Genomic DNA, 16147 nt, shown 5'->3' with positions numbered 1-16147 from the left:
AACGGCAGTCGCTGACGCGAGGGGGCGTCAGCGACACGATCAATGCAGGACCTAACCGAGAACTTTGAACATAAAAGGCTTCTGGCTATCAAACCATCTGGCTACGCCACGGATTTCACTGCCGTTCAAAAACATATGTCTGAATTGCACCGCATTATGATGCACGAACCTGCCGGCGTCGCCAAACGACAGGTCCGCGTTGCCAGCCCAATCGAATCGATAGATCATGGCTGCAAAGGGCGCAGGGGACGTACCGAAAATCATGCTACTGGTGAAGCCGACGAGGATACGGCTCTTCGCATCGACGGCGATATGTGGCGAGGAAATAATCACCGAGTCTTTTACCACCTCGCTTTTACGCTGGAATGTACTGTCACGTTGTCCTGTCAAGAGATACGCATCCAACGTCAACAGTGACTCAGCGTTCTCTACCCGCTCCGTAGAGGCAATCAGGATTCGACCTCGATGCACGTGCATGCAGCTGTTTTGATAATTAAGACCCGGTATTTCAACGTAGCCCGATTTGTTAAATGCCGTGTCAAGCATCCCCGTGTCAGTGAACTTCGTCAGGTAGCCTTGTTGTTCTCTGTAGGCCAACATAATAAACCCACCGTCCTTGAGGAAATGGACATCTGCCGGCTCCCATGTCGTGCTTCCAAGGGGCTCTAGTCGGTGAGCCGAGAGCAACTTTCCGGTGACTTCGTCAAATTTTGAAATCCAACTTTCGAACGGCGGTTCTCTAAATTCGTGATAGCTGCTGGATACTGACCACATAGCGCCGTTAATGAGCTGGGCCTCTCCACTGGTCACTTGGTAGAGTCGTTTTACTGACGCCTCGGCATGGTCGGCGTCGAGCGCTTCAAACTTGGGCGTCGTGTTGAGATTGGCGCTTTTCTCGCCCAAGTCTGCGGGTGTAATTGTCGCAATGCCATTTTCACCGAACTCTGGCTGCGGTTTCAGATTTGGTAGGAAACAACCAACGGCCGAAGTGTATATGATGGGGTCGGCTTCATCTTCGGATGGCCAGAATACATTCGGCAAGTAACAGGCTACACGATCGAGCTGGCTGTATTTGATGCGGAAAGAAAGGGCTCGGTCCGGCAAAGTTTCATAGGGCAGGATGACCTGTTCCCGATGGATCAGTGCGCCGTGTTTGTCGAAGGTGACCAGGTAGTACTCTTCATCGTCGTAAGCCCGGACAACATGCACGCTCCGGCCATCTTGCAGGTCTGCGGAGTCGAGGATTTCGAATTCACGCCGATCACTGAATATCTTCAGATCTAGGACGCCCCCATCTCCGAAATCCGGGTCCAGTTGCCCTGCGTTACCAATATCTTCTGTCTTTTTCATGAGACTTACTCTCCTGGGGTGGTAAGCGGTAGGAACTATTTACCGTACTGGTAAGAATCTGCGGTACGCAGGTTGCTGCAGAAGCCGGTCAGCCGTGCAGCTTGAGTACCCTTTCCAGGAAGTACGCGCCGCTGGTAGGGAACAGCGTCAGGATGTGTATGCCGTGCTCACTGGCAAACACCTTGTTCGCCGTCCTGAAGTCAGGGCCGCCGTCAAAGAGGCCCTGGTTGCCGAAGGCGCTGTCGAACTCTCCCGACCGTGTCAGGCGATACACATGCAAACGGCCGACGTTGATGGCGGTCAGCAGGGCGCCACCAAGCACAATGCGATCCTGATCATCAATGTGAAGCTCGCCCAGGGCCAGGCCATGGCCATCGCTGCCGAGCATCAGGGGCTGGCCGCTATTGAAGGTCGTGTCGTTCGTCCCGGACTCGGTCAGCACGAACACTGTCGTGGCCTGTTGGAGCTGGAATTCCACGCCCCGGGAAACAGCGATCCGGCCGTTCCTTGCGAACATGCCGAGGCGCATGCTTGCTTGAACGGCGAACAGGTCCCGCTGGCCCTGGTCATCATTGAAGCGTTCATCGGCGATGGCGTGCCGGTCATAACGCCTCACGATGACTCGCTGGCTGGCGTTTTCTGCCAGCACCAGGAAACTACCGTCGGCGAAGAAGTGCGCACGCAAGACCCGCAACGAAAAACCAGCCTTGTCGGTCAGTGGCAACATGCCGAGATCACGCGCCTCGCCGAGCTCAGGTGCCAGCTTGCCAGTCAGGGGGTTGAAGACCGCCAACCAGCTTTGAGTGTGCTCGTCGTTCCCGTCGCCGAGGGTGTAGGGGAAGATGGCTCGCAACAAGCCGTTCGCTAATACCAGAGGGCGCTCCTCGGACGACAGAAGCGCTTTCGTCGAGTGCTTCACTTGATGCTTCTTGGTGTCGCCTACGTCACCCTTCTGCCAACCTTCGCCCGGGTCTGGTAAAGCATGACCGTTATCGCCAAAGGACGTTACCGGTTGGAAGCTTTCATCAAAACGGCTGATACCGACGAAGTTCAGATACCGTTCGAAGTCGGCATCGAAATAGGTGGGCACGCCAACGGCGAAGTAGGTCTGCTGGCCATCGATCGTGGCGCCGACAAGCCCTTTGAAGTCCAGTGCCTCATCGGGCAGATTCGCAGCGTCTACGACCACATGGCCGGTGCTTTCGTCCCACTGGCCATCGGCGTTGAGCCGGGTGAGCAATCCTGGGCTGGAGTCTGCGGGGTTACGGCCGAATACCACCAGCCGCCCTTTGGCGTCGAGGGTTGATGGCCCGACTTGGAGAGAGGCCACGTCCGGGTTATAGGGAGGTTCGGCCGGAATATTGGCCACTCCTTGCGTGCCGTAGGCATGGTCAGGCGTGCCGGAAGATTGCACGGACATGGTGGTGAGCTCCATCGTGTCAGGATGGCGTCGAAACTAGCGCAGTCGATGTGCTGCTCCAACTGGCAAAAATGATAGGTGGCACTGCGCCACATCGACTGCGGGGGTTGAATGCCCCGGTAGCGGGGCGCTCAGGGGTGTATCGAGGAATGGGCGCCATACATCCAGCGCATCAACGAATGCCGCCCGCTGATCCCCAACTTGATCGCCGCGCGACGCAGGTAGCTTTCCACCGTATTGACCTTCAACTGCAGCAGTTCGGCCTGTTGCGGTGCGGTATGACCGGCCAGCAGGCCCAGGCAGACCTGCATTTCCCGTTCTGACAGGGCAAGGCCGGTCTGGCTCAGGCGCTCGCGGAAACGCTCCTGCAGGCTGTCGCCTGTCGGGCGTTCGCTGATGCTGGGCTGCAAGGCATCCAGGTGCTTTTGCAGCATGGGCAGCAACAGCGGCGAGATGTCCTGCAGGCAGTCGCGCTCGCGCGGCGAGAAACTTGCGCGATCAGCGCGCAGGATGTGCAGTTCGTAGTGATAGTCGGCAGTGCGGCGCACCAGATGCAGACGGGCCGGGTCCAGAAGCTCGTCGCAGGCGGGTTCTCTGGCGCTGAACACGGTTTCACTGAGCAGGGTGGTGCTGTCGTGCAAACCGGGTGAGGCCAGGCGCACCTGGCGGATATGCGTGGCATCGATGCTCAGGTGGGTCTGGATCAGGTCGTGCAGCAGGCGCGGGAATTGGCGGCTGCCGGTGCTGGCAATGACTTTGCCGATCTGCGGAAAGAGCAGGTGCGAATTCATCGTATCGTCCATGAGTAGCGGTCATCCGAAAGTCACGATATGGCTTTTAGCCAGTATTTGGGCGCGACTGCTTGCTATCCTAGTACAACGATTCAGCTACCGCTTGATGAAATGGTCATAACCCCATGCCCGAAAGTGAGGTGCCTGTGCGCCTGCGACGCCGTGCTGGGGTATCATGGCCGCCTTTTTTCTACGAGGCCGGTCCCATGTCCCTGAACGCTGAGCAGATCGCAGAGTTTCGTGCTTTTGCCGAGCAACTGGCCGACGCCGCTGCGCTGGCGATCCAGCCGTATTTTCGCGCGAGCCTGGAGGTCGAGGACAAGGGCGGGCGCCTGTACGATCCGGTGACCGTGGCGGACAAAGCCGCCGAAGACGCCATGCGTGCGTTGATCCAGGCGCGATATCCGACGCATGGCATCCTGGGCGAGGAGCAGGGCGTGGCGAAAGGCAGCAGCCCGTTGACCTGGGTGCTGGACCCGATCGATGGCACCCGGGCCTTCATCACCGGCCTGCCGCTGTGGGGCACGCTGATTGCGCTGAACGATGGCCAGCAGCCAGTGGTGGGGGTGATGAACCAACCCTTTACCGGCGAGCGTTTCGTCGGTACGCCCGAGGGCGCCTGGCGTAGCGGTGCGCCGCTGAAGACCCGCACCTGTGGGTCGCTCGAGGCGGCCACGCTGATGTGCACGACACCGGACATGTTCGATACCCCGGCGCGCAAGGCGGCATTCGAACACGTGGCCGGGCAGGCGCGGCTGATGCGTTATGGCGGCGACTGCTATGCCTATTGCATGCTGGCGTCGGGGTTTGTCGATGTGATCGTCGAGGCGAGCCTGCAGCCCTATGACGTGCAGGCACTGATGCCGATCATCGAAGGGGCGGGCGGTGTGATCACCGCGTGGGATGGCAGCTCGGCGCAGAACGGTGGCTGCATCGTGGCCTGCGGCGACCCAGCGCTTCATGCCCAGGTGGTGGAGATGTTGCGCGCAGCGATGTAACGCTCAGTCGCGGTAGAACACCTGCACCAGGTGATAACCGAACTTGGTCTTGATCGGCCCATGCACCACGCGCAGGGCCTTCTTGAAGATCACCTGGTCGATGGCCCCGACCAACTGGCCAGGACGCACCTCGCCCAGGTCACCACCGCGCTTGCCTGACGGGCAGGTCGAGAACTTCTTCGCCAGCACGTCGAACGCCTCGCCCTTGGCCAGGCGTTGCTTGAGTTGTTCGGCCTCATCGGCGGTCTTGACCAGGATATGGCGCGCTTGTGCTTTCATGTGACACCTGTGCTTCGGGCAAAAAAGGGCGCCATTATGCCTGATCGCGCAGCTCGGCGCGGTCACGGAAATGCGCCAGCGCCTCGGGGTTGGCCAGGGCATCGGTGTTCTTCACCGCCAGCCCGTGCACCACGTTGCGCACCGCCAGCTCCACCAGTTTGCCGCTGACGGTGCGTGGGATGTCTGGCACCTGAGCAATCACCGCTGGCACATGGCGCGGCGTGGTGTATTGGCGTATCACCTGGCGGATACGCTGGCACAGGTCGTCGTCCAGTTGCAGCCCCTCGCGCAGACGCACGAACAGCACCACACGCACGTCGCCTTGCCAGTCCTGGCCGATGGCGATGCTCTCGACCACCTCCTCGACCTTCTCCACCTGGCGATAGATCTCTGCCGTACCGATGCGCACGCCGCCGGGGTTGAGCACTGCGTCGGAGCGCCCGTGGATCACCAGGCCGCCGCTGGCGGTCTCTTCGGCGTAGTCACCCTGCGCCCATACGCCAGGAAACAGGCTGAAGTAAGCCTCGTGATAGCGGCTGCCGTCGTTGTCGCCCCAGAACCCCAACGGCATCGACGGGAAATGACGGGTGCAGACCAGCTCACCTTTCTCACCCACCACCGCCTCGCGTCGTTCGTTCCACACCTGCACGGCCATGCCCAGGCCCCGGCATTGCATTTCCCCGCGCCGTATTGGCAAGGTCGGGTTACCCAGCACGAAGCATGAAACGATGTCGGTACCGCCGGACATCGACACCAGGCACACTTCACGCTTGATCTGACGATAGACGTAATCGTAGCTGTGCGGCGACAGCGGCGAACCAGTGGAAAGCAACAGGCGCAGGCTGTCGAGACGATGGCTGCGCATCGGCACCAGGCCTTGCTGTTCCAGGGTGGCCAGGTACTTGGCGCTGGTGCCGAATACCTGGATGCCTTCGGCGTCGATCAGGTCGAGCAGGCGTTCGGGGCCCGGGTGCAGCGGCGAGCCGTCGTACAGCACCAGGGTGGCACCGACCGCCAGGCCGCTGGCCAACCAGTTCCACATCATCCAGCCACAGGTGGTGTAGTAGAACATCACGTCATCGGCCTTCAGATCGTTGTGCAGGCCATGTTCTTTCAGATGCTGCAGCAGAACGCCTCCGGCACCGTGGACGATGCACTTGGGCACGCCGGTGGTGCCGCTGGAGTAGAGGATGTACAGCGGGTGGTCGAAAGGCAGGGCGGTGAACTCAGGTTCGCCGCCGGCCTGATAGACGTCCTGCCAGAGGCTGACCTCGAGGCCGACGAACTCATCGGTGCGCGTCTGCTCGCGGGTGTAGGGCACGACCAGCAGGTGCTCCAGCGCCGGCAACTGGGTGCAGACCTGGTTGATCTTCTCCACCTGGTCGATGACCTTGCCGGCATAGTGATAACCGGCACAGGCGATCAGCAGTTTGGGCGCGATCTGGCCAAAACGATCGATGATGCCGTGCAGCCCGAACTCGGGGGAGGCGTTGGACCAGACCGCCCCCAGGCTAGCGCTGGCAAGCATGGCCACCAGCGTTTGCCAGGTGTTGGGCATGATCGCGGCGATACGATCGCCTGGCTGGATGCCGAGGGCCTTGAAGGCGCGTTGCAGGCCGGCGACCTCGGCGGCCAGTTGACGGTGGCTGAGTACCTCGCGTGTGCCGTCCTCACGCACGGCGATCAGCGCCGGATGCGTGTCGCGCCGGCGCAACAGGTGTTCTGCATAATTGAGTGTGCCACCTGCGAACCAACGCGCGTCCGGCATCTGCGCGCCTTCGCTGAGCACCTGCGAGGGCAGACTGTGCCAGCGCACTTCGAAGAACGCGCAGAGGTTCTGCCAGAACGATTCGCGCTGCTCGATGCTCCAGCGGTGCAGGTCTGCATAGTTGGCGAGCTGCAGCCCAAGGTCCTGGTTCACCTGGCGGCGGAAGTGGTCCATTCGGCTGGCCTGGATCTTCGCGGGGCTGGGGCGCCACAGTACGTCGCTCATGCGAACCTCCTCGGTCGGTGGGGCATCGACACGGCCTGCCAGGCGCCGTCTTGAAGGTACATTCAAGACGGTCCCTGATTGAACTCTAGACCTTACTGCGCCAACCAGCCGCCATCCACGTTCCAGGCGGCGCCACGCACCTGGCTGCCGGCCTCGCTGCACAGGAACAGCGCCAGCTCGCCCAGGTGCTCGGGGGTGACGAAGGCCAGCGAGGGCTGTTTTTCGGCCAGCAGGTCATGCTGGGCCTGCCGAGGGTCGCCGCCTGCCGCTGCGCGGTCGTCGATCTGCTTCTGCACCAGCGGGGTCAGCACCCAGCCGGGGCAGATGGCATTGCAGGTCACGTTGCTGGTCGCGGTTTCCAGCGCCACCACCTTGGTCAAGCCGATCACTCCGTGTTTTGCCGCCACGTAGGCGGCCTTGCCGGTGGAACCCACCAGGCCGTGCACCGAGGCAATGTTGATGATGCGCCCCCAGCCGCGTTCGCGCATGCCCGGCAGGGCCAAGCGGGTGCCGTGGAACACGGCCGAGAGGTTCAAGGCGATGATCTTGTCCCAGCTCTGCACCGGGAAGGCTTCCACCGGCGCGACGTGCTGGATGCCGGCGTTGTTGACGAGGATGTCGACGCCGCCGAACTCGCGCTCGGCCAGGGCGAACAGGGCCTCGATCTGCGTCACCTCGGACAGGTCGGCCGGATGGTGGGCGACCTTCACGCCGTGGCGGGCGATCTCGGCGAGCGCCGGTTGTGGATCGCCGAAACCGTTGAGCAGGATGTTGGCACCCGCCCGGGCCAGTACCTGGGCGATGCCCAGGCCGATACCGCTGGTGGATCCGGTGATGAGTGCCGTCTTGCCGTCTAGAGTCATATGCCGCTCCTTACACGATGCCGATAGCGTTGAAACGATCAGTGTGTCTTTCAGTCGAGGGCCGAATCAGCGCCGCGGGTCGAACGCCTCGCGCAGCGCATCGCCGATGAATACCAGCAGCGACAGGATCACCGCCAGCGCGAAGAATGCGGTGAAGCCCAGCCAGGGAGCTTGCAGGTGCTGCTTGCCCTGGGTCACCAGCTCACCCAGCGACGCGGTGCCGGCCGGCATGCCGAAGCCGAGGAAGTCCAGCGCTGTCAGGGTGGTGATGGCACCGGTCAGCATGAACGGAATGTAGGTCAGTGTGGCGTTCATGGCATTGGGCAGGATATGCCGCAGCATCACCTGGGTGTCAGGCAGGCCCAGTGCACGGGCGGCCTTGACGTACTCCAGGTTGCGCCCGCGCAGGAACTCGGCGCGTACCACGTCGACCAGGGTCAGCCAGGAGAACAGCGCCATGATCCCCAGCAACCACCAGAAATTCGGTTCGACGAAGCCGGACAGGATGATCAGCAGATACAGCACCGGCAACCCCGACCAAACCTCCAGCAGGCGCTGGCCGAGCAGGTCGACCCAGCCGCCGTGGTAGCCCTGCAGCGCGCCGGCGGCGACGCCGATCAGCACGCTGACCAGGGTCAGGGCGAAGGCGAACAGCAAGGAAATCCGGGTGCCATACAGCACCCGTGCGAGCACGTCGCGGCCCTGGTCGTCGGTGCCCAGCCAATTGCTGGCGCTGGGCGGGCTGGGGGTGGGCACCTGCAGGTCGTAGTTGGGCGTCTCGGCACTGAAGGGGATGGGGGCGAACAGCATCCAGCCGCCCTGGCCTTCGATCAATTGGCGTACATAGGCGCTGCGGTAGTCGGGCTGGAAGGGCAGCTCACCGCCGAACTGCTGCTCGGTGTAGCGCTTGAGTGCCGGGGTGTACAGCTCGCCCTTGTACGAAAGCAGCAGCGGCTTGTCGTTGGCCACCAGCTCTGCACCCAGGCTCAGCAGCAGGAGGGCGGCGAACAGCCACAGCGAAACCCAGCCCAGGCGGTTATGGCGAAAACGCTGCAGGCGGCGCCGGGCGACAGGCGAGAGCATCAGTGCGCCCTCGTGTCGAAGTCGATGCGCGGGTCGAGCAAGGTGTACGACAGGTCGCCGACCAGACGAATCAGCAAGCCTGCCAGGGTGAAGATGAACAGGGTGCCGAACACGACCGGGTAATCCCGCGAGACGGCCGCCTCGTAGCTCATGCGCCCGAGGCCGTCGAGCGAGAAGATCACTTCGATCAGCAGCGAACCAGCGAAGAACACCGTGATCAACGCCTGCGGCACCCCGGCCACCACCAGCAGCATGGCATTGCGCAGCACATGGCCGTACAGCACCCGGCGTTGGCTCAAGCCCTTGGCCCGGGCGGTGACCACATACTGGCGCGAGATCTCGTCGAGGAAGGCGTTCTTGGTCAGCAGGGTGAGGGTGGCGAACCCACCGATCACCAAGGCCCCGACCGGCAGCACCAGGTGCCAGAAGTAATCGGCGACCTTGCCCAGCAGGCTCAGTTGGTCGAAGTCTTCCGAAACCAGCCCGCGCACCGGGAACCAGTTCAGCGACGTGCCGCCGGCGAACAGTACGATCAGCAGCAGGGCGAAGAGGAACGAGGGCAGTGCGTAGCCAACCACGATCAGCGCGCTGCTCCAGGCATCGAAGCGGCTGCCGTGGCGCACAGCCTTGCGGATGCCCAACGGGATCGAGACCAGGTAGGTGATCAGCGTCGCCCAGAAGCCCAGTGACAGGGTGACGGGCAACTTGTCGAGAATCAGGTCGGTGACCTTGGCGCCACGGAAGAAGCTCTGGCCAAAATCGAGACGGGCGTACTGGCCGAGCATCAGCCACAGGCGTTCCGGGGCGCTCTTGTCGAAGCCGTACTGGCGCTTGATCTCCTCGATCAGCTTGGGGTCGAGCCCACGACTGGCGCGGGACTCGCCCTGCACCACTTCGACCTGCGCGCCGGGGGCGCCGCCGCCGATGCCTTGCAGGCGTGCCACGGCCTGTTCCACCGGGCCGCCGGGGGCGGCCTGGACGATGGCGAAGTTGACCAGCAGGATCGCCAGCAAGGTCGGGATGATCAGCAGCAGGCGCCGCAGGATATAGGCTGTCATGGCTTGGCCTTGAGGCGTTCGGCCATCTGCTGGTCGGTCAGTGCCGTCGGGCTGACTTCCCACCAGGTATCCAGGCCTTCGTCGTAAGCGGCCTGCACCTTGGGCAGGCCGAAGCGGTTCCACCAGACGGTCGAGCTGCCGGGCGGGTAATAGTTTGGAATCCAGTAGTAGTTCCACTGCAGCACCCGGTCCAGGGCGTGGGCATGGCGCAGCATGTCGGCCTGGGTCGAGGCGCGTACCAGGCCATCGAGCAGGTGGTCGACCGCCGGGTCCTTGAGCACCATGAGGTTGTTCGAACCAGGGTCGTTGGCGGCGGCGGAACCAAAGTAGTTGTATTGCTCCGAGCCGGGTGACAGCGTCACCGGGTAGCCGGTCACGACCATGTCGTAATCGCGGGCCATCAGCCGGGTGATGTATTGGGCCGAGTCGACATTGCGGATATTCAGCTCGATGCCGATTTGCGCCAGGTTGCGCTTCCAGGGCAAGAGCAGGCGCTCAAGACCCGATTGCCCGTTGAGGAAGGTGAAGCTCAGCGGTGTGCCTTCGGCGTTTACCAGGCGGTCGCCTTCAGGGCGCCAGCCGGCGGCCTGGAGTAGTTCCAGCGCTTGCAACTGCTGTTTGCGGATGATGCCCGAACCATCGGTCACCGGTGCCGTGAACACTTGGCTGAAGACCTCGTCGGGGATCTGGCCGCGTAGCGGTTCGAGCAGTTTGAGTTCCTCGGCGTCGGGCAGCTCGCGTGCTGCGAGCGGGGTGTTGGAGTACAGGCTTTGCTGGCGGATGTAGAGGTTGCGCATCATCTGCCGGTTGCTCCACTCGAAGTCCCAGAGCATGGCCAGCGCCTGGCGTACACGGCGGTCGCGAAACACCGGCTTGTCGAGGTTGAACACGAAACCCTGGGCGTTCTGGGGCTTGGCAGGGCCCAGGTGGGCGCGCTGCAGGCGGCCGTCGTCGAGCTGGGCGCCGTTGTAGCCCAGGGTGTAGGCGGTGGCGGAGAACTCACGGTTGTAATCGTAGCCGCCGCCCTTGAGTACCTGGCGGGCAACCTCGGTGTCGCCGAAGTACTCGACGCGCAAGCGCTGGAAGTTGAAGCGCCCGCGGTTGACTGGCAGGTCCCTGGCCCACCAGTTGGGGTCGCGCTCGAAGGTGATGCTGCGGCCGTTGTCGATCCGGCTGATGCGGTAGGGGCCACTGCCTACCGGTTTCTCGAACCCGGCGCCATTGGCAAAGTCGCGTGCCTGCCAGTCGTGTTCCGGCAGTACCGGCAGGCTTGCCAGGTCCAGCGGTAGGGTGCGGCCATGGGGTTGCTTGAAGTCGAAGCGAACGCTGCGCGGGCCTTCCACGGTGACCCCGGCAACCTCGGCGAACTGCGTGCGGTATTTGAGGCTGCCCTGGCTCATCAGCAGCTCGAAGGTGAAACGCACATCCTCGGCGCGCACTGGTGTGCCGTCGGCAAAAGTGGCACGCGGGTCGATTTCGAAACGCAACCAGGCGTCGTCCGGACCACGCTCCATCCGGCGGGCGATCAAGCCATAGACCGTGTACGGCTCATCGAACGAGCGGACTGCCAGCGGTGCATACAGCCAGCCATCGACCTCGCTGACGCCGGTGCCCTTGTCGATATACGGCAGGATATGGTCGAACTGGCCAATCTCGATGGCCGAGCGCCGCAAGCTGCCGCCCTTGGGGGCGTGCGGGTCGACGTAGTCGAAGTGCGAGAAGTTGGCGGGGTAGCGCGGCGCTTCACCGTAGACGGTGAGGGCGTGGGAGGGCGCGGCCTGGGTGGTCAATGCCAGGCATGACAGCAAGCATCCGACCAACAGAAGGCTCAGCCCCCGGCAGCAGCGGGCTTGCCCCGCGATCGGGAGCTGCGAGACGCAGGAGGTGACGGTACTGGCCCTGGCGCGGGACAAGCCCGCTCCTACAAGGGCGCTGCAGGGGCGGGCGAACAAGACCGAATCAGTCCTGGCGGCTGGTCACTTCCAGCAGGTGGTAGCCGAACTGGGTTTTGACCGGGCCTTGCACGGTGTTGACTGGCGCGCTGAACACCACGGTGTCGAATTCCTTGACCATCTGGCCTGGGCCGAAGGAGCCCAGGTCACCGCCCTGGCGGCTGGACGGGCAGGTGGAGTTGGCCTTGGCGATTTCGCCGAAGTCGGCACCGGCTTCGATCTGAGCCTTGAGTTCGTTGCACTTCTCTTCGCTGCTGACGAGGATGTGGCGGGCGGTGGCACGTGCCATGGGAACTGCTCCTTGATGTGAAACGGCAAGCCTAGCGCAATTGGCGGCGAAATGTCTCGCAAGGCTTGCCGTTAGCCTCCTACAACTGATCTGCCGCCCGGCGCAGCAAGGCGTCGGTCGAATCCCAGCCCAGGCAACCATCGGTGATCGACACGCCGTATTTCAACGCGCCCTTGCCCAGCGCCTGGCAGCCGTCGAACAGGTGCCCCTCGAGCATCACGCCGACGATCGAGGTGTCACCGGCCAGGCGCTGGTTCAGCACATCTTCGAATACCGCGGGCTGACGCGCCGGATCCTTGCCGCTGTTGGCGTGGCTGCAATCGACCATGATTCGCGCCGCAAGCCCGGCCTTGGCCAGCCCCTGGCGGGCCAGGGCGATGCTGTCGGCATCGTAGTTCGGGCCCTTGTGGCCGCCGCGCAGCACCAGGTGGGTGTCTGGATTGCCGAAGGTCTCGATGATCGCCGGGTAGCCTTGCGCATCCATGCCGAAGTGGCGGTGCGGCGCCGCGGCGCTGCGCATGGCGTCGGTGGCGATGGCGACACCACCGTCGGTGCCGTTCTTGAAGCCGACCGGCAGCTCCAGGCCGCTGACCATCTCACGGTGAATCTGTGATTCAGTCGTACGCGCGCCGATGGCCGCCCAGCTCAGCAGGTCATCGAAATAGCCCGCGGCCATCGGCTGGAGCAGTTCGGTGGCGATCGGCAAGCCGCGTTCGAGCATGCCCAGCATCAGGCCTCGGGACAGGGCGATACCGGCATGCATGTCGTCGCTGCCGTCCAGGTGCGGGTCGTAGGCCAGGCCTTTCCAGCCGACGGTGGTGCGCGGTTTTTCCACGTAGGCACGCATCACCAGCAGCAGCTTGTCATCGACTTCACGGCTCAGGGCCGCCAGACGGTCGGCGTATTCGAGGGCCGAGCGTGGGTCGTGGATCGAACAGGGGCCGACGATCACCAGCAGGCGTGGGTCGCGGCCTTCGAGAATGGCGCGCACGGCCTGGCGATGGGCGTGGACTTGCTGGGCGAGTTCGCTGGAAAGCGGCATCTGCTGCTTGAGCAGGTGGGGGCTTGGCAGACGCTGGCTGACGGAGGCGTTGGCAGCGGCAGGTTGGGTCAGTGGCAGAGCGAGATTCGAAGCTTGCATGGCGTTGTTTCCCTGGGCGGACGGCGGGTGCTTCCCGCGCGGTCGGCCCTATCGAGGTGTTCGACAGGTATTCGGATGATTACTGTGTGCAGCGTCGCCACCAGTGATGGACCGTACGGAGGCGGCAGGCTGGCCCGAGCGGGATTGGCTAAATCGCCAGGCGTAGGTGTCTGCGTAGGGGTAGCTGGTGTAGTTCATGAATCTGTCCTCGGAACGAATGAATGTTTTTCAGGGCCTGGAAACGCAAAACCCCCGGTCGGGGAGCCGACCGGGGGTTTGAGTATTCTCATGTTCGGCGGCCCCTCGAAGGTGGGCGCCGTGTGGGTATCGGCGCCTAGTGGCTAAACCAATACCCAAAATAGGAGCAGGCGACGGTACGACCGGCAACGGCCAGCACAGGGCGCGAGGTGCGACCGGTGGTGTTGGCGTGATTGCAGGTATGTTTCGACATGTTGCTCTCCAGTGAATGGGGTCGAGCTTACTGCACCTGTAACGCTGTGTTCAATGGATAAATGCTATCGCGATGATAATCCGGGGCAGCGGCGCGGCCCCGGGTGCGCGCTATCACAGCGGGTAATGCTTGAGCTCGCGCGCGATCAGCATCCGCTGAATCTCGCTCGAGCCCTCGTAGATCTGTGTGATGCGCGCATCGCGGTAGTACTTTTCCACCGGATAGTCCTCTAGATACCCATAGCCGCCATGCACCTGGATGGCCATGGAGCACACCCGTTCGGCCATTTCCGAGGCGAACAGCTTGGCCTGCGAGGCTTCCGACAGGCATGGCTTGCCGGCCGTGCGCAGGCGCGCGGCGTGGAGGATCAGCAGGCGTGCGGCGTTGACCTGCACCTGCATGTCGGCCAGCAGGTTGGCGATGCTCTGGTGCTCGTTGATCGGTTTGCCGAACTGGATACGCTCGCGCGAATAGGTCAGCGCGGCCTCGAACGCGGCACGGGCAATGCCCAGGGCCTGGGCGGCGATGCCGATGCGTCCGCCTTCGAGGTTGGACAGGGCAATGGCCAGGCCCTTGCCGCGCTCACCCAGCAGGTTGGCGGCCGGGATGCGGCAATTGTCGAGGGTGACTGCGCAGGTGTCAGAGGCGCGGATGCCCATCTTGTGTTCGCTGCGATCGACCTTGAAGCCTGGGTTGTCGGTCTCTACCAGAAACGCCGACAGGCCCTTCTTGCCCAGCTCCGGATCGGTGACGGCAAAGACGATGGCCAGCCCCGCACGGCGGGCGTTGCTGACGAATTGTTTGGCGCCGCTGATGACCCAGTGGCCGTCCACCAGCTCGGCGCGTGTGCGCAGGTTATGGGCTTCGGAGCCGGCCTGCGGCTCGGTCAGGCAGAAGCAGCCAATCACTTCGCCACTGGCCAGGCGCGGCAGCCATTGCTGCTGTTGCTCAGCGCTGCCATAAGCCAGCAGCGGGCCGCAGCCGACCGAGTTGTGGATGCTCATCATCGCACCGGTCGCGCCGTCGCCAGCCGAGATTTCTTCTACCGCCAGGGCATAGGCGACGTAGTCGGTGTAGCTGCCGCCGAAGGTGTCGGGCACGACCATGCCCAGCAGGCCCAGCTCACCCATGGCGCGGACCACGTCATCGTCGATCCAGCCAGCCTTCTCCCAGGCCTGGGCATGGGGCGCGATCTCGCCACGGGCAAAGTCCCGGGCCATGTCGCGGATCATGATCTGTTCTTCGCTCAGTTCCAGGTCTTGCATGCTGTGTACTCCCGGGCTCACAGGCCTTCGAAGAATTGATCGACCCGCTGGCGCGACAGCGCGGCGAGTGTGGGCGGGTTCCAGCGGGGCTGCTTGTCCTTGTCGACGATCAGCGCACGCACGCCCTCGATGATGTCGCCATGGGCGAACCACTGGCGGTCCAGGTGCAGCTCCATGGCGAAGCATTCTTCCAGGCTCAGGCGGCGACCGCGACGCAACATCTCCAGGGTAACCGCCATCGCCAGTGGTGAACGGGTTTCCAGCTGATCGGCGGTGGCCAGCGCCCAGGGGCGGCTGTCGCCGATGCTCACGGCGCGCAGTTGCTCGATGATGCTGGTCAGGTCGGGCAGGGCGAAGAAGTGATCGATGGCCGGGCGCAGTTTGGCCAGGGGCGCGTCTTCCAATATCTGCGAGCCAAGTTTGGCGAGCAGACCTTGCAGATCCTTGAGTGGCTGGTCGCCGAAGTTCAGATGGTCCAGGCCTTCGTCCAGCGCGGCCAGCTTTGCGCTGTCCACATACCAGTCCGCCAGCCCGCAGTACAGCGCATCGGCGGCCTGGATCTGCGCGCCGCTGACACCCAGGTAGATCCCTAGCTCGCCAGGGATGCGCGAAAGGAAGTAGCTGCCGCCGACATCGGGGAAGTAGCCGATACCGACTTCGGGCATCCCTAGACGACTGCGTTCGGTGACGATGCGCAGGTCCGCGCCCTGGGCCAGGCCCATGCCGCCACCGAGTGTGAAGCCGTCCATCAGTACCAGGATGGGTTTGCGGTAATGATGGATGCACAGGTCGAGGGCATATTCCTCGACGAAGAAGCGTTCATGCAGGTCGCTGCCGGACTTGAAGCTGTCGTGCAGCGAGCGGATGTCGCCGCCGGCGCAGAAACCCTTGGGGCCTTCGCCGCGCAGTACAACGGCCTTGACTTGCGGATCCTGCGCCCAGGCGTCGAGGTGATGCTGCAGGCTGCGCACCATGTCGAGGGTCAGGGCGTTGAGGCCGGAGGGACGGTTGAGTGTCAGGTGGCCGATGTGATTGCGGGTGTCGGCCAGAACATGATCCGTGGCCGTTGGTTGAGCGTGCGCGGTCATCGCGGTCTCCCTGCTTTGTTATTGATTTTCCAAGGTAAGTCTGGAAGTACGCTGGAGGATCAACGGATCCTGCCATGCGTATTTGCCTGACACAATTGGTAAATCTGCAGGGGAGGGGTGCATTTT

Annotated in this window: 14 protein-coding genes; 1 reads left to right on the top strand and 13 read right to left on the bottom strand. The window is 63.1% G+C overall.

The features are described from left to right. Nucleotides 1-51: 51 nt before the first annotated feature. From VA602_RS26140 to VA602_RS26130, 3 genes are all read right to left on the bottom strand, one after another. The gene (locus tag VA602_RS26140; protein WP_323454733.1) at nt 52-1350 is read right to left on the bottom strand and encodes a hypothetical protein; all 1299 of its coding nucleotides are present in this window, start codon (nt 1348-1350) and stop codon (nt 52-54) included. Between the two features lie 88 nt (nt 1351-1438). Then, on the bottom strand, nt 1439-2770 hold the full coding sequence (locus VA602_RS26135; protein ID WP_323454732.1) for a hypothetical protein: 1332 nt from the start codon (nt 2768-2770) through the stop codon (nt 1439-1441). Between the two features lie 131 nt (nt 2771-2901). Continuing rightward, the gene (locus VA602_RS26130) at nt 2902-3561 is read right to left on the bottom strand and encodes a helix-turn-helix transcriptional regulator (RefSeq protein ID WP_323454731.1); all 660 of its coding nucleotides are present in this window, start codon (nt 3559-3561) and stop codon (nt 2902-2904) included. A 206-nt stretch (nt 3562-3767) separates the two neighbouring features. On the opposite strand from VA602_RS26130, the gene hisN reads away from it, so the two are divergent. Next, nucleotides 3768-4559, top strand: a complete 792-nt coding sequence (gene hisN / locus VA602_RS26125) for a histidinol-phosphatase (RefSeq protein ID WP_323454730.1) — start codon at nt 3768-3770, stop codon at nt 4557-4559. 3 nt (nt 4560-4562) lie between these two features. Here hisN and VA602_RS26120 read toward each other — a convergent pair whose 3' ends face one another. The 10 genes from VA602_RS26120 to VA602_RS26075 all read right to left on the bottom strand — a co-directional run bounded on the left by VA602_RS26120 (nt 4563) and on the right by VA602_RS26075 (nt 16021). Next, complete coding sequence (locus tag VA602_RS26120) at nt 4563-4838, bottom strand: peptidylprolyl isomerase (protein WP_054890650.1); 276 nt, start codon at nt 4836-4838, stop codon at nt 4563-4565. A 34-nt stretch (nt 4839-4872) separates the two neighbouring features. Further along, complete coding sequence (locus tag VA602_RS26115) at nt 4873-6831, bottom strand: acetoacetate--CoA ligase (protein WP_323454729.1); 1959 nt, start codon at nt 6829-6831, stop codon at nt 4873-4875. A 92-nt stretch (nt 6832-6923) separates the two neighbouring features. Then, nucleotides 6924-7694 (bottom strand): 3-hydroxybutyrate dehydrogenase, encoded by a 771-nt coding sequence (gene hbdH / locus VA602_RS26110; protein WP_054890648.1) that lies wholly within the window; start codon nt 7692-7694, stop codon nt 6924-6926. Between the two features lie 66 nt (nt 7695-7760). Next, entirely contained in the window at nt 7761-8777 is a 1017-nt protein-coding gene (locus tag VA602_RS26105; protein WP_323454728.1) for an ABC transporter permease, read from the bottom strand. After that, nucleotides 8777-9835, bottom strand: coding sequence for a microcin C ABC transporter permease YejB (locus VA602_RS26100; protein ID WP_323454727.1), 1059 nt, complete (start codon nt 9833-9835; stop codon nt 8777-8779). The genes VA602_RS26105 and VA602_RS26100 overlap by 1 nt, the downstream gene beginning before the upstream one ends. Further along, complete coding sequence (locus VA602_RS26095; RefSeq protein WP_323454792.1) at nt 9832-11631, bottom strand: extracellular solute-binding protein; 1800 nt, start codon at nt 11629-11631, stop codon at nt 9832-9834. The genes VA602_RS26100 and VA602_RS26095 overlap by 4 nt, the downstream gene beginning before the upstream one ends. Before the next feature lie 163 nt (nt 11632-11794). Then, the gene (locus VA602_RS26090) at nt 11795-12076 is read right to left on the bottom strand and encodes a peptidylprolyl isomerase (protein ID WP_054890645.1); all 282 of its coding nucleotides are present in this window, start codon (nt 12074-12076) and stop codon (nt 11795-11797) included. 79 nt (nt 12077-12155) lie between these two features. Then, complete coding sequence (locus VA602_RS26085; protein ID WP_323454726.1) at nt 12156-13217, bottom strand: 3-deoxy-7-phosphoheptulonate synthase; 1062 nt, start codon at nt 13215-13217, stop codon at nt 12156-12158. Between the two features lie 564 nt (nt 13218-13781). Next, nucleotides 13782-14933: an acyl-CoA dehydrogenase family protein gene (locus VA602_RS26080; protein WP_125929948.1), complete on the bottom strand. Its 1152-nt coding sequence runs from the start codon at nt 14931-14933 to the stop codon at nt 13782-13784. A gap of 17 nt (nt 14934-14950) precedes the next feature. After that, a complete protein-coding gene (locus tag VA602_RS26075; protein ID WP_054890642.1) occupies nt 14951-16021 on the bottom strand; it encodes an enoyl-CoA hydratase/isomerase family protein in 1071 nt (356 codons plus the stop codon). Nucleotides 16022-16147: the final 126 nt, after the last annotated feature.

Source organism: Pseudomonas machongensis (assembly GCF_034961125.1).
GTDB classification, from domain to species: Bacteria; Pseudomonadota; Gammaproteobacteria; order Pseudomonadales; family Pseudomonadaceae; genus Aquipseudomonas; species Aquipseudomonas machongensis.
The sequence above is the reverse complement of the archived record's forward strand: the minus strand, read 5'-3'. Positions and strand labels throughout refer to the sequence as shown.